The organism is Tsukamurella conjunctivitidis, assembly GCF_007858475.1.
GTDB classification, from domain to species: Bacteria; Actinomycetota; Actinomycetes; order Mycobacteriales; family Mycobacteriaceae; genus Tsukamurella; species Tsukamurella conjunctivitidis.
On sequence record NZ_VIGX01000001.1, the window covers coordinates 82,031 to 101,176 of the forward strand.

The following is a 19,146-nucleotide window of genomic DNA, read 5'->3' on the forward strand; positions in this document are numbered from 1 at the left end:
GGTACCGCACCGCCGGCCCGGTCGCAGCCGATCGACCTCCCGCGGCTGGCAGGATCGGCACATGGAGCAGATCAAGGTCCTCGCCTTCGACACCTTCGGCACCGTCACCGACTGGCACACCGGGGTCTCCGCGGCGCTGGCGCGGATCTTCCCCGCGCTCGACGCCGCGCAGGTCGCACTCGAATGGCGCCTGCGCTACAGCCCCGCCCTCGCGGAGGTCGAATCCGGCGCCCGCCCGTGGACGCTCCTCGACGATCTGCACCGCACCGAGCTCGACGCGGTGTTGCGGGAGAACCACGGGATCGTCGCGAGCGCGGCGCAACTCGACGAGGCCGTGCACGCCTGGCACGTGATCCCCGGCTGGCCCGACGCCGCCGACGCCATCGCGCGCCTGAAGTCCCGGTACACGGTGACCGCGCTCAGCAACGGCAACGTCGCGCTGCTCACCGAGATGGCCAAGCACAACGGCTTCGCCTGGGACTTCGTCGGCGGCGCCGACCTGTGGCGGCACTACAAGCCGGCCCCCGAGGTGTACCTGGGCATCGCCGAGCTGTTCGGGGTCCGGCCCGCGGAGGTGCTCATGGTCGCCACGCACGCCTCGGACCTGGCTGCGGCCCGCTCCTGCGGCCTGCGCACCGCCTACGTCGAGCGCCCGCGCGAGTGGGGGCCCGTCGACAAGCCCGAACAGCGCGATCCGCTCGATCTGCACCACGCCACCGGCATGGACGACCTCGCCGACCAGCTCGGTTGTTGACGGCCACCGTCGGGGCGTCGCGGCACACCTGGTAAACCGATAGGAATGACCACCCTGGAGGTACCCGCGCAGTTCGCCCGCAGCGGCGGCGGGTTCGATTCGCTGCCCGCCGCGGAGGGCCGCTGGGCGCCCGGCACCCTGTCGGGGCCGGCGATCGCCGGCCTGCTCGCGCAGGTCCTCGACACCGAGTTCGGCGAGGGACTCGTCGGAACGCGCTGGCACTGCGACATCTTCCGCATGGTCGCCTCCGGCCATCTCGACGTGCGCACCCGCCTCGTCCGCTCGGGCCGCCGTATCCGCGTCGCCGAGGCGGAGATCATCCAGAACGACAAGACCGTCGTCCGCGCGGCCGTGACCTTCTACCACCGGGCCCCGCAGCCCGACGGTGTCGTCTGGTCCGATCCGCACGTTCCCGCCCCGCCGCCCCCACCCGAGGCGCCGCGCCTCGCGATGGCGTCCGGTGCCGGCGCGTACGTCTCCTCGGACACGCCGGAGCAGTGGGCGAACGCCGAACGCAAGCGCGTGTGGACGCGGGGCTGGCGGGTGCTCGACGGCGAGGAGACGACGCCCTTCGCCCGCGCCGCGATGGTCTCCGACTGCACGAATCTGGTGACCGGGATGGGCACGGGCGGGGTCGAGACCATCAACGGCGACGTCTCGATGGCGATCGCCCGGGCACCTCGCGGCGACGAGATCGGCTTGGAGGCGGATCAATTCGTGATCGTCGACGGCATCAGTATCTCGTCGGCCAGCATGTTCGACCGCGACGGACGGTTCGGCGTCTGCACCGTCACCGGCGTCGCGACCGGTGCCGCCGTCCACGGGCCCACGTCGTCATGAGCGTCGTCGTCCGCCGGCAGGGGCCGGTCACCGTCATCGAGATCGACCGGCCCGACGTGCGCAACGCCGTCGACCGCGCGACCGCCGAGGCGCTCGCGGACGCCTTCCGCGCCTTCGACGCCGACGCGGAGTCCGCCGTCGCGGTGCTGCACGGTCGGGGCGGGACCTTCTGCGCGGGAGCCGATCTCAAGGCCGTGGCCGCGGGGACGCCGAACCGCGTCGAGCCCGAGGGCGACGCTCCGATGGGCGTCTCCCGGATGCGGCTGAGCAAGCCCGTGATCGCCGCGATCGAGGGCCACGCCGTGGCCGGGGGCCTCGAACTCGCGATCTGGGCGGATCTGCGGGTCGCGGCCGAGGACGCGGTGCTGGGCGTCTTCTGCCGCCGGTGGGGCGTGCCGCTGATCGACGGCGGCACGGTCCGCCTGCCGCGGCTCATCGGCGAGAGCCGCGCGATGGATCTGATTCTCACGGGGCGCCCCGTCGACGCCGCGGAGGCCGAAGCGATCGGCCTGGTCAACCGCGTCGTCCCGCCCGGAACCGCGCTCGCCGCCGCGATCGAGCTGGGGCAGCAGCTCGCCGGGTTCCCGCAGACCTGCCTGCGTAACGACCGGCTCTCGATGCTGGAGGGAGCGGTCGAACCGGAGGAGCAGGCCCTCGGGATCGAGTACCGGTACGGGCTGTCCTCGCTCGCCGACGGTGCCGTCGCGGGCGCCACCCGCTTCTCCGACGGTGCGGGCCGCCACGGCACCTTCCGAGACGGATGACCCGGTTTGCGACGACGAATCGTCGGGCAACGGACACGCAACGGTCACCCGTAATTCGTCACACGGGCCACACAGGTCTCCTACTGTGCAGGTGAACGGCTCCGCTCGGGGGCCGCGCAGAGAGGGAACATCATGGGGCTCGCCAGCGTCCGCAGCGAACTCGACGATCTCACCGCCCAGCTCACGCTCATCGCCGCGTCCGTCGGTCGCACCGGCGACGACCTCCAGATCGACGCCCGCAGCCTGCACGAGACCGGCTCGTGCGATGCGGTGAACTCCATCGCCCGCCGCCTCGACGATCAGGGGCTGCAGCTGCGCCGCCTTCAGGCGCGGATCACCCGCGTCGTCGACGCGCTCGCCTGATCAGCCGCTGCCGAGGGTCAGCCGCTGAACAGCGAGAGCGTGGCGCCCAGATCTTTGCCCGCGTACGGGGGGAAGACGTCGATCGGGCGGTCCGGGTCGCCGACGAGAAGGGCCTTCCGGTTGCTCAACGCCTCGAAGCCTGCCTTGCCGTAGTACTTGCCCATCCCGCTGTTGCCCACCCCGCCGAAGGGAAGGGAGTCGATCCAGCAGTGCAGGTTCGTCTGATTGATGCATCCGCCGCCGAAGGGCACGGAGCGGAGCACTCGGTCGATCGTGGGCTGATCGGTGCTGAAGATGTACGCCGCGAGCGGCCGCGGCAGCGCACGAATCCGGCCGAGCACGTCGTCGAGGTCGGAATACCGGAGCACCGGGAGCACCGGTCCGAAGACCTCCTGCTGAAGGGCGGGGTCGGTCCACTCGGACGGATAGAGCACCGTCGGCTCGACGTACCGGTCGGACACGTCGTATCGACCGCCCAGAACAGTCTTCTCGGCAAGGATGTATCCGGCGACGCGTTCGGTGTCGTGTTCGCTGATCATCCTGGCGAGGTCCGGGCTCTGCTGCGGGTCCTCCCCGTACATGCGAGTGATGGACGCGCAGAGCTTCGCCACGAACTCGTCCGCCACCGCGTCCTCGACGCAGACGTAGCCCGGCGCGATGCACCACTGGCCCGAGATGGCGTTGTGGCCCCATGCGATGCGGTCCGCGGCTTGGTCGAGGTTGGCGGTGCGATCCACCAGCGTCGGGTTCTGCCCGCCGAGCTCGAGCAGTACCGGCGTCAGGTGCTCGGCGGCGGCTCGCATCACGACCTTGCCCACCGCCGAGCTCCCCGTGAAGAAGATGAAGTCGAACCGGAGGTCGAGCAGCGCGCTGATCTCCTGTCGGCCCCCGGTCACCACCGCGACGTTCTCGGGCTCGAAGTACGCGGGAATGAGTCGGGCAAGCAGGTTCGCTGTGGCGGGCGTGGTGTTGGCGGGTTTGAGGACGACCGTGTTGCCGGCGGCCAGCGCGGCGATCGCCGGATCGAGCAGCAGCAGGATCGGCGCGTTGAACGGTCCGATGACCAGCGTCACCCCGTAGGGCTCGCGGTGGATGACACCGCTGTTCCCGATCGCCGCGAGCCCCGGCGGAATCTCGACGGATTCGGGTGCCATGAGGTCCGGCAGGTTGTTCCGGTAGTACTCGATGACCCCCGAAGGGACGGTGATCTCGAAGAGCTGCTCGAAGGGCGGCTTACGGAAGTCGGCGTAGAGCGCGGCGGTCAGTTCGTCCTGGTTCTCGGTCAGCAGTCTCCGCATTCGGTCCAGCTGGTCCAGGCGCCATTCGAGTGACTTGGTCGCGTCGGTCTCGAAGTGCGCCCGTTGCCGGTCGACGATGTCGGCGAAGGGATTGGCGGGCATAGTGGCTCCTTCCGCTGCAGTACCGCGGCGACCATCCGTGCCGGGGGCGTTGGGAACTCCAGTCTAGGGGCGGATTTGCAGCTGCACGGCTCGCACAAAGGATTCGCGTGACGGCTTCTGTCCCAGTTGTGAGACCGCGGCTCAGCCCCGGCCGATCCGCATCGCCGCGAGCCACGCGCGGAAGTCCGCGTAGACCGCGGTGAGCCGATCGGCCGGCCAGTCCGCCGGTCGCAGCTCGGGCGGTAGTAGTGGGTCCTGATAGAGGTGCCGCACCACCGAGACCATGGTCAGGAACCGCGCCTGCCCGTCGTCCCCGGCCTCCTCGACGGCGTCCAGCAGCGCGTGCCCTCGGCGCGCCCATTCCGGCAGGTCCCACAGCGTCCGCGCCAGGTCGACGGGGTCGTCGTCCGGTCGGGCCGTGAAGCCCGTCGTCACCTCGCGGACCGAGGCGGGGAGGGCGCGATCGAGGTTCGCCGGCCGCATCCACACGCCCTCGCGCAGCTCCGCGAGCCGCAGCCGGGTCATCTCCGTCCGCAGCTCGGCGCGGTCGCCCGCGCTGCGCCCGCTCGTGGTGACGATCGCCGTCTCCCACGTCCTGTCCCACGGGACCGTCGCGGGGGAGTCCGTGCGTGCCTGCCGCCGCGCGAGCCGCTCCGACAGCGCGTACCGGCCGCCGTCGCGGACGAGGTCGCCCGCGGCGACCATGCGCGACATCGCGGCACGCGTGGTGGACTCCGAGACCCCGAACAGGCGCATCGCGGCCACGATCTCGCGGCCCTCGAGCACGGGCGGGTGCGCGCCGAGCAGCAGGCTGAGCACGGCGGAGCGCGCCGAGACGGTCGCGGTCAGGGGGGTCGACATCGGCGTCGACGCTACACCGAGCGCTCGATCGAGAATCTATTGCAGTTCTGGTGCGACTGTCGAGAATGTGCAACACTGGGAGCAACGGCCCGCGCGGGCCGCGCACCGTCGAACGAAGGAGCAGGCGTGCCCACCCACGAAGTGACCAACCAGGTACCGCCATTGCTCGGCTTCAACACCGCCGAGACCCCGATGATCGACGACGCGCTGCGGCGCGCCCACGTCGACACGGCGCAGCTGGACGCGATCCACGAGCTCGGCGCCCTCGGCGCCACCGCCGAGGCCCTCGAGTGGGGCGACCTCGCGGAGGCGCACCCGCCCGTCCTGAAGACCCACGACCGGTACGGCAACCGGGTCGACGAGGTGGTCTACGACCCCGCCTACCACCAGCTGATGAAGGTCGCCGTCGAGCACGGCCTGCACGCCGCGCCGTGGGCCGAGACCGACCCCAACGCGCACCTCGTGCGCGCCGCGAAGTTCAGCGTGTGGGGTCACGTCGACGCCGGCCACGGCTGCCCGATCTCGATGACCTATGCCGTGGTGCCCGCGCTGCGCGCCAACGCCGAGCTGGCCGCGCAGTACGAGCCGCTGCTCACCGCGAAGGAGTACGACTTCGGGCTGCGCGCACCGCTCGGCAAGCGCGGACTCATCGCCGGCATGTCGATGACCGAGAAACAGGGTGGCTCGGACGTGCGTGCCAACACCACGCGCGCGGTTCCGCAATCCGATGGGACGTACCGGATCACGGGCCACAAGTGGTTCACCTCCGCGCCCATGTCCGACCTGTTCCTCACGCTCGCGCAGACCGAATCGGGCGTCTCCTGCTTCTTCATCCCGCGCGTGCTGCCCGACGGGACGCGCAACGTCTTCGCGCTGCAGCGCCTCAAGGACAAGCTGGGCAACCACTCCAACGCCAGCAGCGAGGTGGAGTACGACGAGACTGTCGGCTGGCTCGTGGGCGAGGAGGGGCGCGGCGTGCGCACCATCGTCGAGATGGTCAACATGACCCGCCTCGACTGCGTGCTCGGGACCGCCACCGGTATGCGCGCCGGGCTCGCCCAGGCCGCGCACCACGCCGCGCACCGGAAGGCCTTCGGGGCCGATCTCATCGACCAGCCGCTCATGCGCAACGTGCTCGCCGACCTCGCCGTCGAGGCCGAGGGCGCCACCACCGCCGGCCTGTGGCTCGCGGGCCTCACCGACCGCTCCGTCGCCGGCGACGAGGACGCCTCCGCACTGCGCCGGATCGCGTTGGCGGTCACCAAGTACCACGTGTGCAAGCGGGGCCCGATCCATGCGGCAGAGGCGCTGGAGTGCCTCGGCGGCAACGGCTACATCGAGGACTCGCGGCTACCGCGGCTGTACCGCGAAGCGCCGCTGCTGTCGGTGTGGGAGGGCTCCGGCAACGTCGCGGCGCTCGACGTGCTGCGCGCCATGGCGCGCGAGCCGCAGGCCGTCGTCGCCTTCTTCGCCGAGCTCGACGCCGCCGCCGGCGCCGATGCGGTCTACGACGAGGCGGTCGCGAAGCTCAAGGGTTCGTTCGGCGCGCTCGACCCGACGGATCAGGCGGCGATGCAGTTCGGCGCCCGCCGTCTCGTCGGCGATATGGCTGCGGCGCTGCAGGGGTCGCTCCTGGTGCGCTACGGGCACCCCGCCGTCGCGGACGCCTACACCCGGTCCCGGCTGGCCGGCGACCGCGGCGACGTCTTCGGCACTCTGCCGCAGGGCGTCGACACCGCCGCGATCCTCGACCGCGTCACGCCGAAGATCGGCTGACTACGCGCGCAGCAGGGCGATGACCTCGGCGGGCACGATCCCGTCGAGGTCGCGCCACGGCAGCGCGAAGGGCCAGAAGTCGCCCGCCGCATGGGCGACCGGGACGTAGAACGTGATCCCCGCCGCTGTGGGGAGCCAGTTCGCCAGCGTCGTGGCCTCGTTGAGGGAGGGGGTGGGTCCGGCCTCGGTGACCTGGCGGCGGATCAGGTCCTTGACGCCAGCGATCGCCTTCGCGGTGGGAAGCACGTCCGAGAGCAGGATCGGTTGCGCCGTGCCGGTATTGATGACGACGGTGCCGATCTGGTTGTTCGGGTGCGCCGCGCCCTGCATGAAGTAGTTCGTCAGGAGCACGCCCCCGACCGCCTTCGCGCCGATCCGGCTCACCCGCGAGCGTTCGCCGCTCGCGACTCGCCCGTCGGTGACGGTGATCGGCTTCGGGGCGGGCCCCAGCGTGCGGACGCGATCGGCGAGCGACGCCCGCATCGAAGCGGTGAACCGCTCGGCCGCCGCGGCGTTCCCGCCGGTGAGCGTCGGGACCTGCACGTCGTAGGTGACGGCACCCTCGGAACCCGTGCTACGGGCCAGACCCGGGACGTATCCGTGTGCGGCGACGGCCGTCGGTCCCACCGGGCCGAGGTCGCGCGACGGTGCGGAGGCGGAGGTCGCGGGCGCGCCCGCCGACACCGCGACGGATCCGGCGGAGGCGTCGGAGGTCTCGAGTGCCGGCGCCGCGCGGTCACCGCACGCGACCACGGTCACCGTCGCCGCGCAGACGACGAGGCCCGCAACGAACCGCCGGCGGCGCATCGTCAGTTGCCCGGGGGCTCCGGCGCCGGGGTCTCCACCGGGCCACCACCCTGCCCGCCCGCGCCGGGGATCGTGAACTGGCCGAACCCGGGGATGGTGATCGTGGTGCCGCCCGGCCCGGTCTGGACGCCCGGCGTCGACGGGTTCGACGGTGCCGGGGCGATCCCGTTGGAGAGGTTCAGCGTGATCGTCGAGCCCGGCTGGCTGAAGCCCGACGGCGACGTCGAGACGACGGTGCCGTTGGCGGCCGAGTTGTTCACCCAGGCGACGGTGGTCTTGAAGCCCGCGGCCTCGACGCGCGCCTTCGCGGCGGCCTGGTTGAGGCCGATCACGTTGGGGATCTTGCCCGGTCCGAAGCCGTCCTTGTACTTCGGGTCGACCGGCGGCAGGGAGACCGGGCCGTAGATCGTGGACACCGGTTTGAGGCCGTTGTACCAGGCCAGGGCGGGCTCGTTGCCGCCGTACACGTTGCCCTCGCCGCACGGGCGCAGCGGGCTGGTGCAGATCGGCCCGGGGGAGTTGCCGTCGTTGTAGACGTAGCTGGCACCCGCGTACTGGTTGGTGTACGCGAGGAAGGCCGACGAGCGGAAGGTCTCGGTGGTGCCCGTCTTGCCGGACAGCGGCAGGGTCCAGCCCGCCCGGGAGGCGGAGCCGGCGGAGGTTCCCGCGCCGCGGTCGTCGGCGCTGAGCGCGTTCGCGAGAGTGTTCGCCAGGCCCTTGTCGATGACCTGCTCGCACTTCTCCGACTTGTAGGGCACCGGCGTGGTCTCCGGCTTACCGTCGGCCCCGATGGTCTGGATGCCGTCGCTGTTGCGCTTGGGCTGCGTGATCGACTGGACCGGGTTCGCCGGGCACCACACGCCGCCGGAGGCGAGCGTCGCGGCCACGTTGGTCAGCTCCAGCGCGCTCACCGCGGTCGGGCCCAGTGTGAACGACGCCAGGTTCTGCTTCTTGAACATGTCGGCGAGGCTGTCGTTGCCGAAGCCCGAGCTCCCCGGCTGGGTGTACGAGCGGAGGCCGAGCTTGACCGCCATGTCGACGACGGGCGCCACGCCGACCTGCTCGATCAGTTTGACGAACGGAGTGTTCGGCGACGTGGCGAGCGCCTGCGTCAGCGACATCGAGTACGGATACGGGCCCGCGTTCTTCACGCAGTAGGAGTCGGACGGGCACCCGGCGTAGCCGCCGTGGCCCATTCCCTTGACGGACACCGTCGACGGCACCGTGACGTTGGTGTCCAGCCCCATGCCCTTCTCCATCGCCGCGGCGACGGTGAAGATCTTGAAGGTCGAGCCGGCGCCGTCGCCGACCTGGGCGAAGGGTTCGGGCTGCACGGTCTGCCGCTTCGCGACGTCCAGGCCGTACACGCGGGAGGAGTTCATGGCGACGATGTCGTGCGAGTTCTCGCCCGGCTTGATCACGTTCATGACCTGCGCGACATTCGACAGCGTGGGGCTCGCGGTGCCGTTGAGTGCGCCCTGCACCGAGTCCTGCACGCGCGGGTCCAGGGTGGTGCGGATCGTGTAGCCGCCCCGCATCACGGTTTCCTTGGGGATGCCCGCCTCGGAGAGGTACTGCAGCAGGTAGTCGCAGAAGTAGCCGCGATTGGCGACGGCGGAGATGCAGCCGCCCGGCAGGGTGTTGGGCCGGGGCAGCACACCGAGCGGGGTGTTCTTGGCCGCGCGGTACTCGTTCGCCTTGTCCGGGAAGTTCGCCACGAGGGTGTCCAGCACGACGTTGCGGCGGTCGATCACGCCCTGCGGGTTGGCGTAGGGGTTGAGCGAGGAGCTCGACTGCACCATGCCCGCGAGCATCGCGGACTCCTGTATGTTCAGCTGCGAGGCGCGTTTGCCGAAGTAGGTCTGCGCCGCCACTTCGATGCCGTAGGCGCCGTTACCGAAGGGCACCAGGTTGAGGTAGCGCGCCAGGATCTGCTCCTTGGCGATCACCTTGGCCCGCGCGTCGTCGACCCCGTGCTCCTCCTTGGCGCGCTCGGTGAGCGTGCGCTCGAGGGTCAGCGCCATCCGCACCTCGCGGAGCTTGCGCGCCGGGGTGGTGGCGACCGCCGCGCGGCGGTCCGCATCCGACTTCGCGAGCACGAGCAGCTGGTAGTTCTTGATGTACTGCTGATCCAGCGTCGACGCGCCCTGCTGCACCTCGCCCGCGGACTGGTTCTTGAGGAAAGCGCGGAGGGTGCCCTGGTAGTCGACCCCGTCGTGCTCCATGAAGCGTTTGTCCTCGATCGAGATGATCGAGCGCACCATGTTGGGCGAGATCTGGTCGAAGGGGACCTGCACGCGGCGCTGGTCGTAGAGATAGGCCATCGGCGCCCCGGTCGCATCGGAGACCGTCGTGACCTCGGGGACCTGGCCCTCGAGCAGCTCGGAGCTGATGTTGTCGACGGTGTCCGCGGCGCGGTTGGAGATCAGCCCCAACCCGCCGACATAGGGGAACAGGACGCCGGCGACCAGCAGTCCGGCCAGCAGGACACAGCCGGCCAGCTTCGCGATCACTCCGGGTTTCGACACGGTCACCAGGATACGTGCCGACCCGTCCTGAACCCCGGTCCCGACGCGCCGACCAGGCGATCGGTACGGGCGTACTTGATTTCTTGGACCACTGTTCGATTTCCCTCGGTCCTCGACTTGTTTCCGTCGTGTGATTCAGGTAACACTATTGCAGACGATGTGGCGAGCACCTCGATCGGCCCCCCGCCAACAGCAGGGAGTGGCCGTCACCGGGTCCGGGCCGCACCACGCGAAAGGGGAGTCACATGACAAGTGCACGCGTTCTGGTCGACGATGAGGATCGCCTGGTCTGGGTTTCCAAGGCCAAGTGCCGCGACGTCGACCCCGACGAGTTGTTCGTCCGCGGCGCCGCCCAGCGCAAGGTGGCGACCATCTGCCGTCACTGCCCCGTTCAGCTCGAGTGCGGCGCCGATGCGCTCGACAGCCGCGTCGAGTTCGGTGTCTGGGGTGGCATGACCGAGCGCCAGCGCCGCGCCCTCCTTCGCCAGCACCCCGAGGTCACCAGCTGGCGCGCCTTCTTCGAAGCCCAGCGCGACCGCAAGCGCGTCGCCGGCTGATCCCCGCCTCCGGGAGGGAAGAGGGCCTCGTACCGTTCGACGGTACGGGGCCCTTTCGTTTGTCCAGCTACCTTTTTCGCGCCGGGCTGCGCACCCCGGTCAGGACCCGACGATCTGCTCCGCCACGGCCTGCAGCGCCTCGAGGTTCGCCACCTCGAAGGGAAGCGAGGGCACCCCGACCACCGGAACGGTCGGGCACCGTCCGACGAAGGCCCCGAGCACCTGCACCTCGCGCTCCGCGGTCTCCGCGCGCCACGCGTGCACCCGAAGGAGCCCCTCCGCTGTGCGGGCGGCACGGTCGGCGCCGAGGCGGCCGGCGGCCTCCCGGGCCGGGTCCGCCCCGATCGACGCGAGCCCCGGATGGGTGCGGTTGACGATGAGTCCGGCGAGCGGCATCGACTCGCCGGCGAGGCGTTCCACGAAGTACGTCGCCTCGCGCAGCGTGTCCTCCTCCGGGGAGGCGACGACGACGAAGCGGGTGCTGGGACGCGCGAGCATCGCGTAGGTGCGGTCGGCGCGCTCCTGGAAGCCGCCGATCAGAGTGTCCATCTGGGCGACGAATCCGGATGCGTCGGAGAGCATCTGACTGCCGACGATGGTCGAGACCAGCTTCAGAGCCAGGCCCATGCCGCCCGAGACCATGCGGCCGAAGCCGCGTGTCGGGCCGGCGATGAGGCGCATCAACCGCGAGTCCAGCATGGAGCCGAAACGCTTGGGTGCGTCGAGGAAGTCGAGGGCGTTGCGCGACGGCGGCGTGTCCACCACCACGAGGTCCCAGCGGTCGTCGGCGGTGAGCTGGCCCAGCTTCTCCATCGCCATGTACTCCTGCGTACCGGAGAACGAGCTGGCCACCGTCTGATAGAAGGGGTTCGCCAGGATCTCCTGCGCACGAGCGGGATCCGCGTTCGAGGTGACCATCTCGTCGAAGGTCCGCTTCATGTCGAGCATCATCGCGTGCAGCGTTCCGTCGCCGGGAACGGAGACGGCCTGCGGCTCGTTCGTCAGGTCCGCGACGCCGAGCGCCTGCGCGAGCCGGCGCGCGGGATCGATGGTCAGCACCACGACCCGGCGCCCGTGCTCCGCCGCCCACAGCGCCATCGCCGCAGCCGTCGTGGTCTTGCCGACGCCGCCGCTGCCGCAGCACACGACGACGCGCGTGCCCGGGTCCACCAGCTGCGGCCCCAGTTCCAGATCGATCATCGGACCCCGGCCTCCATCAGTGCCCCGGACAGCTCGTACACGCCGCGCAGGTCGACGCCGCCCGTGAGCAGCGGGAGCTCCAGCCGGCCGGGGGCGTCGATCGTGCTCAGGTCGTCTCGCGCCTCGTCCTGCCCGCGGACCGTGCGGGCGAACTGGATGGTCTCGGTCAGGAGGCCGGCGAAGTCCGCGTCGGACAGCGCCAGGCCGGCACCGTCGAGCGCGGCCCGCACCCCCGGACCGTCGACGGTCCCGTCGGCGGCCGCATCGAGCTCCTCGTCGGAGAGCAGCTGCGGCAGCGCGCGGTTGACGATCACGGCGCCGACCTTCAGGTCCAGCGCGCGCAGCTCCTTCGCCGCCTCCGCCGTCTCCTGGATCGGGAGCGACTCGAGAAGCGTCACCAGGTGCACGACGGTGTCGGGGGAGTGCAGCAGCCGCACCACGCGGTCGGCCTGGCCCGCGATCGGCCCGGCCTTCGCGATCTCCTTCATCGCCCGCGTGACGTCGAGGAACTTGCCGATCCGGCCCGTGGGCGGGGCGTCCACCACGATCGCGTCGTAGGCGTACCGGCCGTCCTTCGACCGGCGCTGGGTGCACTCCATGATCTTGCCGGTGATCAGGATGTCCTTGAGGCCGGGCGCGAGCGTCGTCGCGAACTCGATCGCGCCGATCGACTTGAGCGCGCGTGCCGCCAGGCCCATGCCGTAGTTGGTCTTGAGATAGTCGAGGAAGGTCGCCTCCACGTCCATCGGGAGCGCGTGCACGGTCCCGCCGCCGTCGGTCTTCGCGATCTCCGTCTCGGTCGGGGGCAGCTCGCCCACCTCGAACGTCGGGGCGATGCCGCCGCGGCCCTCCACCTCGATGAGCAGGACCTTCTTGCCGGCGGAGGCGAGTGCCAGTGCGAGCGCCGCGGCCACCGTCGACTTCCCCGTGCCGCCCTTGCCCGACACGAAGTGCAGCCGGCACTCCCGGAGCCCGTCGGGCCAGGCCGTCGCCGTGTCCTGCGCGACCCCGCCGGGGTCCGCCTCACTCACCACCACGACCGGAGCATATCCATACCGCCGTACACGGCCGGGCCGTTAACGTGAACCTTCCCCGGCAATGCGACCGAGAACACGTTCTGCGCCGCCGTAGGGAACGCGCCTGTCGCGTCGCGCCCCCGGTGGATAGGGTGATGCCATGAGCGACAAGATCACCTGGGAGTACGCCACCATTCCGCTGCTGACGCACGCCACCAAGCAGATCCTCGACACCTGGGGTGCCGACGGCTGGGAGCTCGTCACCGTGCTTCCCGGCCCGACCGGTGAGCAGCACGTCGCGTACATGAAGCGGGCCACGTCGTGACCGCCTCCGAACGCCTCGCCGAGCTGGGCATCGTCCTGCCCGAGGTGGTGCCCCCGCTGGCCGCGTACGTCCCGGCCACGCAGGTGGGCGACTTCGTGTACACCTCGGGCCAGTTGCCGATGCGCGACGGCGAGCTCGTGGCGCAGGGCAAGGTGAGCGAGAACCGCGAGGGCATCGTCCACCTCGAGGACGCGACCTTCGCGGCCCGGCAGTGCGCGCTGAACGCGCTCGCGGCGATCCACTCGCTCGTGGGCATCGACGCGGTCAAGCGCGTCGTCAAGGTCACCGGCTACGTGGCCTCCGCGCCCGGCTTCTCCAACCAGGCGCAGGTGCTCAACGGCGCCTCGCTCCTGCTGGGCGAGGTCTTCGGCGAGGCGGGCGTGCACGTCCGTTCCGCCGTCGGCGTCGCGGAGCTGCCGCTCGGCGCGCCCGTCGAGGTCGAGCTCACGGTCCAGGTATGACGCTCGCGCATCCGGCGCCGGGGAAGCTGCGGCAGGTCACGCCCTACGCGGCGGTGCTCCTGTGCGACAACCCGTCGGTGATGACGCTCGAGGGCACCAACACCTGGATCCTGCGCGCCCCGGGCCGCGACGAGGCCGTCGTGGTGGATCCGGGCCCCAAGGGCGACAAGAAGCACCTCAAGCGCGTCGCCAAGGCCGCGGGCACCGTCGCGCTGACGTTGGTGACGCACCGGCACGCCGACCACACCGGCGGGCTCAAGCGCTGGGAGGAACTCACCCGCAGTCCCATCCGCGCGTTCTCGCCGAAGTACTGCATCAACACCGCGACGCCGCTCACGGGCGGCGAGGTGATCGAGGTCGCCGGGCTGCGGATCGAGGTGCTGCACACACCCGGCCACACCGCCGACTCGCTGAGCTTCCTGGTCGACGGTGCCGAGGGCGAGCCCGGCGCACTGGTCTCGGGCGACACGATCCTCGGCCGCGGCACCACCGTCCTCGACGCCGAGGACGGCACGCTCGCGGACTACCTGGGCTCGCTCGAGGCGCTGTCGCCGGTCGCCGCCGGTCGCGTGCTGCTGCCGGGGCACGGTCCCGACCTGCCCGACGCGGCGCCCGTCGTCGCCGCCTACGCCGCGCACCGTCAGGACCGGCTCCAGCAGGTCCGGGACGCGCTCAACGAGCTGGGCGTCGGTGCGGCCGACGCCAAGCCGATGAAGGTGGTCAAGCACGTCTACCGCGACGTCGACAAGAAGGCCTGGCCCGCGGCCCGCATGTCGGTCAAGGTCCAGCTCAAGTATCTCGCCGAGCACGGCTGATCGGGTTGCGACTGGGATGGGGCGGGGAGTCGCTGCTCACTAGGCTTCGCACCCTCGGCTAGCGCCTCGGGCACTGCAGAATCGTTCGCAGCGACTCCCCGCCCCCTCCCTCGTCTCAGAGGTCAGCGAGCGCGGCGAGCGAGCCGCTCGCTGTCCGTAATGACGACCGACTTGCCTTCGAGGCGCAGCCAGCCGCGGTGGGCGAAGTCGGCGAGGGCCTTGTTCACGGTCTCGCGGGAGGCGCCCACGAGCTGGGCGATCTCCTCCTGCGTGAGGTCGTGCGTCACCCGCAGCGCGCCGTTCTCGTGCGTGCCGAAGCGCTGCGCGAGCTGCAGCAGCTGCTTGGCGACGCGGCCGGGAACGTCGGTGAAGATGAGATCGGCCAGGTTGTTGTTGGTGCGCCGCAGGCGGCGGGCCAACACGCGCAGCAACTGCTCCGCGATCTCGGGCCGGTCACGGATCCACGCGCGCAGGGCCTCGCGGTCCATCGTCATCGCGCGGACCTCGGTGATGCAGGTCGCGCTCGATGTGCGCGGACCCGGGTCGAAGATCGACATCTCACCGAACATGTCCGACGGGCCCATCACCGAGAGCAGGTTCTCGCGGCCGTCCGGGGAGCGGCGGCCGAGCTTCACCTTGCCGGAGAGGATGATGTACAGCCGGTCGCCGGGCTCGCCCTCGTTGAAGATGACGTGCCCGCGGGGGTAGTCGACCTCGTGCAGATCCTTGGTGAGCGCATCGACCGCGCCCGGCTCGACACCCTGAAAAATGCCGGCCCGCGCCAGGACCTCGTCCACGGGGTACCTCGTTCCTTGATCGACGATCCGTCGCGGGCGGAGCTCGCCGCGACCTGAAGTGTGAGTTTATGCAGCGTTCCGTGCAGATGTGGGAAATCGCACAGACGACTACAGGAAAGACTACCTGCTCACATGTCCAACGGCACGACGGCGTTCCGCATTCGAGCCGCTCGGGGCCGGTGGCGTCAGCTGGCGCGGCGCTCGGCGCCGCCGTCGAGATCGAGGCTGTCCACGGCCTTGGGAAGGCCGATCCGCGCCAGTGTCTCGACGTCGGGGGCCTCGTCGTCGCCGGTGGCGGGGGGCGCGACGGGCTCGGCCGTCACGCGCGCTTCGATACGTTCCATGGCCAACGCGAACAGCATCAGCACCACCGGGAACAGCAACCCGAGCAATCCTTGCATGCCGGACAGTAAACACAGCCAAGGTCTCGATACGGCAACGAACGAGCCACGGCACCGTCGTTAGAATCGGTTCCCATGCCCCCGGAGCCGGAGACCCACCTCGGACTGGTGCGCCGTGCCCGGCGGATGAATCGGACACTCGCCACCGCTTTTCCCCACGTGTACTGCGAACTCGACTTCACCGATCCGCTCGAGTTGTCGGTGGCCACGATCCTCTCCGCGCAGTGCACCGATGTGCGCGTGAATCAAGTCACACCGGCGTTGTTCGCGCGCTACCGCACGGCCGCCGACTACGCCGGGGCCCAGCGCGCCGAGCTCGAGGAGTACATCCGGTCGACGGGCTTCTACCGCAACAAGGCCACGTCGATCATGGGGCTGGGCCAGGCCCTCGTGGACCGCTTCGACGGCGAGGTCCCGCGCACGATGAAGGAGCTGGTGACGCTTCCCGGCTTCGGTCGCAAGACGGCGAACGTGATCCTCGGCAACGCCTTCGACGTTCCCGGGATCACCGTCGACACGCACTTCTCCCGGCTCGTGCACCGCTGGGAGTGGACCGAGGAGACGGACCCGGTGAAGATCGAGCACGCCGTCGGCGAGCTCATTCCGCGCAAGGAGTGGACCCTGCTCAGCCACCGCGTGATCTTCCACGGCCGTCGCGTCTGCCACGCCCGCAAGCCCGCGTGCGGCGTCTGCGTGCTCGCCAAGGACTGCCCGTCCTTCGGGACGGGGCCCGTCGACCCGGCCGAGTCCGCCGAGCTGGTGAAGGGGCCCGAGCGTGAGCACCTGCTCGAGATCGCGCCGCCCCCGCCCCGGCGGCGCCGCGTCCGGCCGGAGGGCGTTCGGTGACCGAGCCCGAACCGCGCCCCGAGCCCGAACCGCGCCCCGCCCCCGAGCCGGGTCGCGAGCCCGAGCCGGCGCCCCTGCTGCCCGGCGAACGCAGCCGCGTCCCCGCGGGGGTGCGCTGGCTCATCGTCTGCGCGATCGTCGCGCTCGCCCTGGGCGTCGCGATCTGGCCCCGCGGCGACGACGGCGCCGCGCCCCCGACGGGACCGACGGCGGCGCCGTCGACCAGCGTGAGTCCCGGCCGGCTGGCCGCCGCGCGGGCCAGCGCGGCCCTGCCGCCCTGCCCCGCCGGCCTCGGCGCCGCGGCCCTCGCCGGCACGCCCCTGACCTGCCTCGGCGACGGTGCGCCCGTCGACCTGGCCGCCGCGGGGACCGCCCCCGTCCTGCTCAACATCTGGGCCTGGTGGTGCGGGCCCTGCCGCGTCGAGCTGCCGGTGCTCGCCGACGTCGCGGCGCGCGCGGGCGACCGGCTCACGGTGCTCGGCGTCCACGCCGATGCCAACGCCGTCGCCGGCCTGGACCTGCTGGCCGAGCTGAAGGTCGCCCTGCCGACGGTGCAGGACCCGCAGAGCGTCGTCGCGACGGCCCTCGGTGCGCCGCGGGCCTACCCCGTGACCGTTCTGTTGCGTGCCGATGGCACTGTGGCCGGTGTGCACGCACAACCCTTCACCTCCGTCGACGACGTGGCCGCGTTGCTGCGCACCGAGCTCGGGGTGACCCTGTGAGCGCGCCGCGGTGGCTGGATCCGCTGCTCGGCAACCTCGGCGATGTGGCGAGCGAGATCGAGCAGCGCGGCGGCGCCGTCGCCGCCCTGCAGCGCGTGCGCAACCCCCGCCGCGCCTCGGTCCTCATCCTGTTCGACGGTGACCCGGCCGCGTCCGGTGCGACGCCGCCCGAGGACGCGACGGTGCTGCTGACCCAGCGCGCCTCGGCCATGCGGCAGCACGCGGGGCAGGTGGCCTTCCCCGGCGGCGCCCGCGACCCCGAGGACGCCGACGACGTGGCCGTCGCGCTGCGCGAGGCCTGGGAGGAGACCGGGCTCGACCCCGACTCCGTCGAGGTGGTCGCGGAGCTCGACCCGATCGAGGTGCCCGTCTCGGGCTTCCGCGTGGTCCCCGTGATCGGCTTCGCGGCCCGGCCGTCGGAGGTCCGCGCCGTCGACCCCGCGGAGACCGCGCTGGTCCGGCGCGTGCCGCTGGCGGAGCTCATCGACCCCGCGCACCGGTTCATGGTGCGCAAGTCCTTCTACCGCGGCCCGGCCTTCGCCGCGGGCCCGATGCTGGTGTGGGGCTTCACCGGCGGCCTGGTGAACGCGCTGATCGGCGCCGCGGGGTGGGAGCGGCCCTGGAACACCGACGACGTGCGGCCCCTCACCGACGAGGTGCGTGCCGCGGCCGCCCGCGCCCAGACCTGGCAGGAGAACGCTCGATGACCGGTTCGACCTGGGTCGACGTGATCGTCGTCGTCCTGATGATCCTCGCCGCGATCTCCGGCTACCGGCAGGGCGCCGCGGCCTCCGTGCTCGCCTTCATCGGCGTCGTGCTCGGCGCCGCCGCGGGCGTGCTGCTCGCGCCCCACGTCCTCGGCTCGGTGGACGACGCCAAGGGGCGCCTCCTACTCGGCGTCGGGCTGCTCGCCGGCCTCGTGATCATCGGCGAGCTGTCCGGCATGGTGCTCGGGCGCGCCGTGCGCAGCTCGATCCGCAGCACCGGCCTGCGCACCGCCGACTCCGGTGTCGGGGCCGTGGTGCAGGTCGGCGCGCTGCTCGTGGCGGCCTGGCTGGTCGCGATCCCGTTGACCTCGGCGGCCGCCCCGCAGATCTCGCGGTCCGTCAACGGTTCCGCGGTGCTGGGCGCCGTGAACGAGTTCGCCAAGGGCGTCGGGGCCGACGGCCTGCCGCAGAAGTTCTCGGCGATCATCGACGACTCGGGCCTGCCGCAGGCACTCGGGCCGTTCGTCAACACCCCGGTGGTCAGCGTCGACCCGCCCGACCGGGTGGACTTCACCGACGCCGCGGTGCAGCGCGTCCGCTCGTCCGTGGTCCGCATCGACGGTCAGGCACCGTCGTGCAGCCGCGCGCTGGAGGGCTCGGGCTTCGTGGCGACGCCGGGCCGCGTGGTCACGAACGCGCACGTGGTGGCCGGGACGCGCAGCGTGCAGGTCACCGTCGACGGCACGAAGAAGTACAGCGCCCAGGTCGTCTACTTCGATGCGCAGACCGATGTCGCGGTGCTCAACGTGCCCGGCCTGCAGGCCAAGCCGCTGCGCATCGTCTTCAACGGCGCCAAGCCCGGCGACCCCGGCTTCGTGCTCGGTTACCCCGGCGGCGGCCCGCTGACGCTGTCCTCGTCGCGGGTGCGCAGCCAGCAGACCCTCGAGGGCCGCAACATCTACCGCGACGCGCAGGTGCGGCGCGACGTCTACCTGCTGCGCGGGCAGGTCCGGCCCGGCAACTCGGGCGGCCCCGTCTTCGACCGCGAGGGCAACGTGGTGGGGGTGATCTTCGGCGTGGCCGTGGACGACGCGGACACCGCCTTCGCGCTCACCGCGAAGCAGGTCGAGCCCGCGCTGCAGGCCGGCACCACGGCCACCGCGGGTGTCTCCACGGGGGCCTGCGTCAACCGCTGAGCCGTGCGGG

The 19,146-nt window shown here is 71.3% G+C and carries 21 protein-coding genes; 13 read left to right on the top strand and 8 right to left on the bottom strand.

The window, feature by feature from the left end; translation table 11 throughout:
* Window positions 1-61 precede the first annotated feature (61 nt).
* The 4 genes from FK530_RS00385 to FK530_RS00400 all read left to right on the top strand — a co-directional run bounded on the left by FK530_RS00385 (window position 62) and on the right by FK530_RS00400 (window position 2,721).
* A complete protein-coding gene (locus tag FK530_RS00385; protein WP_146485020.1) occupies window positions 62-754 on the top strand; it encodes a haloacid dehalogenase type II in 693 nt (230 codons plus the stop codon).
* A 45-nt stretch (window positions 755-799) separates the two neighbouring features.
* Entirely contained in the window at window positions 800-1,594 is a 795-nt protein-coding gene (locus FK530_RS00390) for an acyl-CoA thioesterase domain-containing protein (protein ID WP_146485021.1), read from the top strand.
* Window positions 1,591-2,358 carry a crotonase/enoyl-CoA hydratase family protein gene (locus tag FK530_RS00395; protein WP_146485022.1) on the top strand — a complete coding sequence of 256 codons (768 nt, stop codon included), beginning with the start codon at window positions 1,591-1,593 and terminating at the stop codon, window positions 2,356-2,358. Before FK530_RS00390 ends, FK530_RS00395 begins: the two co-directional genes overlap by 4 nt.
* 132 nt (window positions 2,359-2,490) lie before the next feature.
* Window positions 2,491-2,721: a hypothetical protein gene (locus tag FK530_RS00400; RefSeq protein ID WP_146485023.1), complete on the top strand. Its 231-nt coding sequence runs from the start codon at window positions 2,491-2,493 to the stop codon at window positions 2,719-2,721.
* A 17-nt stretch (window positions 2,722-2,738) separates the two neighbouring features.
* Here FK530_RS00400 and FK530_RS00405 read toward each other — a convergent pair whose 3' ends face one another.
* Window positions 2,739-4,121: an aldehyde dehydrogenase family protein gene (locus FK530_RS00405; protein WP_146485024.1), complete on the bottom strand. Its 1,383-nt coding sequence runs from the start codon at window positions 4,119-4,121 to the stop codon at window positions 2,739-2,741.
* A 141-nt stretch (window positions 4,122-4,262) separates the two neighbouring features.
* The gene (locus FK530_RS00410) at window positions 4,263-4,982 is read right to left on the bottom strand and encodes a PaaX family transcriptional regulator C-terminal domain-containing protein (RefSeq protein ID WP_146485025.1); all 720 of its coding nucleotides are present in this window, start codon (window positions 4,980-4,982) and stop codon (window positions 4,263-4,265) included.
* Window positions 4,983-5,108: 126 nt separating this feature from the next.
* On the opposite strand from FK530_RS00410, the gene FK530_RS00415 reads away from it, so the two are divergent.
* A complete protein-coding gene (locus FK530_RS00415; RefSeq protein ID WP_158644994.1) occupies window positions 5,109-6,758 on the top strand; it encodes an acyl-CoA dehydrogenase family protein in 1,650 nt (549 codons plus the stop codon).
* On the opposite strand, the gene FK530_RS00420 is transcribed toward FK530_RS00415, so the two are convergent.
* Together FK530_RS00420 and FK530_RS00425 are read right to left on the bottom strand one after the other, a co-directional pair.
* Window positions 6,759-7,565, bottom strand: coding sequence for a hypothetical protein (locus tag FK530_RS00420; RefSeq protein ID WP_146485026.1), 807 nt, complete (start codon window positions 7,563-7,565; stop codon window positions 6,759-6,761).
* Between the two features lie 2 nt (window positions 7,566-7,567).
* Window positions 7,568-10,093 (bottom strand): transglycosylase domain-containing protein, encoded by a 2,526-nt coding sequence (locus FK530_RS00425; RefSeq protein WP_146485027.1) that lies wholly within the window; start codon window positions 10,091-10,093, stop codon window positions 7,568-7,570.
* Between the two features lie 245 nt (window positions 10,094-10,338).
* Between FK530_RS00425 and FK530_RS00430 the strand changes: the two genes are divergently transcribed.
* A complete protein-coding gene (locus tag FK530_RS00430; protein ID WP_068531696.1) occupies window positions 10,339-10,650 on the top strand; it encodes a WhiB family transcriptional regulator in 312 nt (103 codons plus the stop codon).
* Window positions 10,651-10,749: 99 nt separating this feature from the next.
* On the opposite strand, the gene bagB is transcribed toward FK530_RS00430, so the two are convergent.
* Both bagB and bagA read right to left on the bottom strand, forming a co-directional pair.
* A complete protein-coding gene (gene bagB, locus FK530_RS00435) occupies window positions 10,750-11,850 on the bottom strand; it encodes an ArsA family ATPase (RefSeq protein WP_146485028.1) in 1,101 nt (366 codons plus the stop codon).
* Window positions 11,847-12,887, bottom strand: a complete 1,041-nt coding sequence (bagA, locus tag FK530_RS00440; RefSeq protein WP_191834101.1) for an ATPase BagA — start codon at window positions 12,885-12,887, stop codon at window positions 11,847-11,849. Before bagA ends, bagB begins: the two co-directional genes overlap by 4 nt.
* 139 nt (window positions 12,888-13,026) lie before the next feature.
* Between bagA and sp36 the strand changes: the two genes are divergently transcribed.
* Genes sp36 through FK530_RS00455 form a run of 3 tightly spaced genes read left to right on the top strand, consistent with a single transcriptional unit; the run spans window position 13,027 to window position 14,467 of the window.
* Window positions 13,027-13,191, top strand: a complete 165-nt coding sequence (sp36, locus tag FK530_RS00445) for a Sp36 family protein (RefSeq protein ID WP_146485029.1) — start codon at window positions 13,027-13,029, stop codon at window positions 13,189-13,191.
* Window positions 13,188-13,652 (top strand): RidA family protein, encoded by a 465-nt coding sequence (locus tag FK530_RS00450; RefSeq protein ID WP_146485030.1) that lies wholly within the window; start codon window positions 13,188-13,190, stop codon window positions 13,650-13,652. The genes sp36 and FK530_RS00450 overlap by 4 nt, the downstream gene beginning before the upstream one ends.
* The gene (locus FK530_RS00455; RefSeq protein WP_146485031.1) at window positions 13,649-14,467 is read left to right on the top strand and encodes an MBL fold metallo-hydrolase; all 819 of its coding nucleotides are present in this window, start codon (window positions 13,649-13,651) and stop codon (window positions 14,465-14,467) included. The genes FK530_RS00450 and FK530_RS00455 overlap by 4 nt, the downstream gene beginning before the upstream one ends.
* Before the next feature lie 122 nt (window positions 14,468-14,589).
* Here FK530_RS00455 and FK530_RS00460 read toward each other — a convergent pair whose 3' ends face one another.
* Window positions 14,590-15,264: a Crp/Fnr family transcriptional regulator gene (locus FK530_RS00460; protein WP_068523121.1), complete on the bottom strand. Its 675-nt coding sequence runs from the start codon at window positions 15,262-15,264 to the stop codon at window positions 14,590-14,592.
* Between the two features lie 185 nt (window positions 15,265-15,449).
* The gene (locus tag FK530_RS00465; RefSeq protein WP_231706439.1) at window positions 15,450-15,665 is read right to left on the bottom strand and encodes a hypothetical protein; all 216 of its coding nucleotides are present in this window, start codon (window positions 15,663-15,665) and stop codon (window positions 15,450-15,452) included.
* 75 nt (window positions 15,666-15,740) lie between these two features.
* On the opposite strand from FK530_RS00465, the gene nth reads away from it, so the two are divergent.
* The 4 genes from nth to FK530_RS00485 are packed head-to-tail and all read left to right on the top strand — an operon-like array spanning window position 15,741 to window position 19,136.
* Complete coding sequence (gene nth / locus FK530_RS00470; RefSeq protein WP_146485033.1) at window positions 15,741-16,511, top strand: endonuclease III; 771 nt, start codon at window positions 15,741-15,743, stop codon at window positions 16,509-16,511.
* A complete protein-coding gene (locus FK530_RS00475; RefSeq protein ID WP_231706440.1) occupies window positions 16,508-17,233 on the top strand; it encodes a TlpA family protein disulfide reductase in 726 nt (241 codons plus the stop codon). The genes nth and FK530_RS00475 overlap by 4 nt, the downstream gene beginning before the upstream one ends.
* Entirely contained in the window at window positions 17,230-17,940 is a 711-nt protein-coding gene (locus FK530_RS00480) for an NUDIX hydrolase (RefSeq protein ID WP_146485034.1), read from the top strand. The genes FK530_RS00475 and FK530_RS00480 overlap by 4 nt, the downstream gene beginning before the upstream one ends.
* Window positions 17,937-19,136 carry a MarP family serine protease gene (locus tag FK530_RS00485; protein WP_146485035.1) on the top strand — a complete coding sequence of 400 codons (1,200 nt, stop codon included), beginning with the start codon at window positions 17,937-17,939 and terminating at the stop codon, window positions 19,134-19,136. The genes FK530_RS00480 and FK530_RS00485 overlap by 4 nt, the downstream gene beginning before the upstream one ends.
* Window positions 19,137-19,146 lie beyond the last annotated feature (10 nt).

Excerpts from the sequence above, each read along its gene's own strand:
- sp36 (WP_146485029.1), top strand. The coding sequence starts at position 13,027 with ATGAGCGACAAGATCACCTGGGAGTACGCCACCATTCCGCTGCTGACG.
- FK530_RS00455 (WP_146485031.1), top strand. The coding sequence starts at position 13,649 with ATGACGCTCGCGCATCCGGCGCCGGGGAAGCTGCGGCAGGTCACGCCC.
- FK530_RS00420 (WP_146485026.1), bottom strand. The coding sequence starts at position 7,565 with ATGCGCCGCCGGCGGTTCGTTGCGGGCCTCGTCGTCTGCGCGGCGACG.
- FK530_RS00410 (WP_146485025.1), bottom strand. The coding sequence starts at position 4,982 with ATGTCGACCCCCCTGACCGCGACCGTCTCGGCGCGCTCCGCCGTGCTC.
- FK530_RS00465 (WP_231706439.1), bottom strand. The coding sequence starts at position 15,665 with ATGCAAGGATTGCTCGGGTTGCTGTTCCCGGTGGTGCTGATGCTGTTC.
- bagB (WP_146485028.1), bottom strand. The coding sequence starts at position 11,850 with ATGATCGATCTGGAACTGGGGCCGCAGCTGGTGGACCCGGGCACGCGC.
- FK530_RS00390 (WP_146485021.1), top strand. The coding sequence starts at position 800 with ATGACCACCCTGGAGGTACCCGCGCAGTTCGCCCGCAGCGGCGGCGGG.
- FK530_RS00385 (WP_146485020.1), top strand. The coding sequence starts at position 62 with ATGGAGCAGATCAAGGTCCTCGCCTTCGACACCTTCGGCACCGTCACC.
- FK530_RS00405 (WP_146485024.1), bottom strand. The coding sequence starts at position 4,121 with ATGCCCGCCAATCCCTTCGCCGACATCGTCGACCGGCAACGGGCGCAC.
- FK530_RS00485 (WP_146485035.1), top strand. The coding sequence starts at position 17,937 with ATGACCGGTTCGACCTGGGTCGACGTGATCGTCGTCGTCCTGATGATC.
- FK530_RS00400 (WP_146485023.1), top strand. The coding sequence starts at position 2,491 with ATGGGGCTCGCCAGCGTCCGCAGCGAACTCGACGATCTCACCGCCCAG.
- FK530_RS00395 (WP_146485022.1), top strand. The coding sequence starts at position 1,591 with ATGAGCGTCGTCGTCCGCCGGCAGGGGCCGGTCACCGTCATCGAGATC.
- FK530_RS00430 (WP_068531696.1), top strand. The coding sequence starts at position 10,339 with ATGACAAGTGCACGCGTTCTGGTCGACGATGAGGATCGCCTGGTCTGG.
- nth (WP_146485033.1), top strand. The coding sequence starts at position 15,741 with ATGCCCCCGGAGCCGGAGACCCACCTCGGACTGGTGCGCCGTGCCCGG.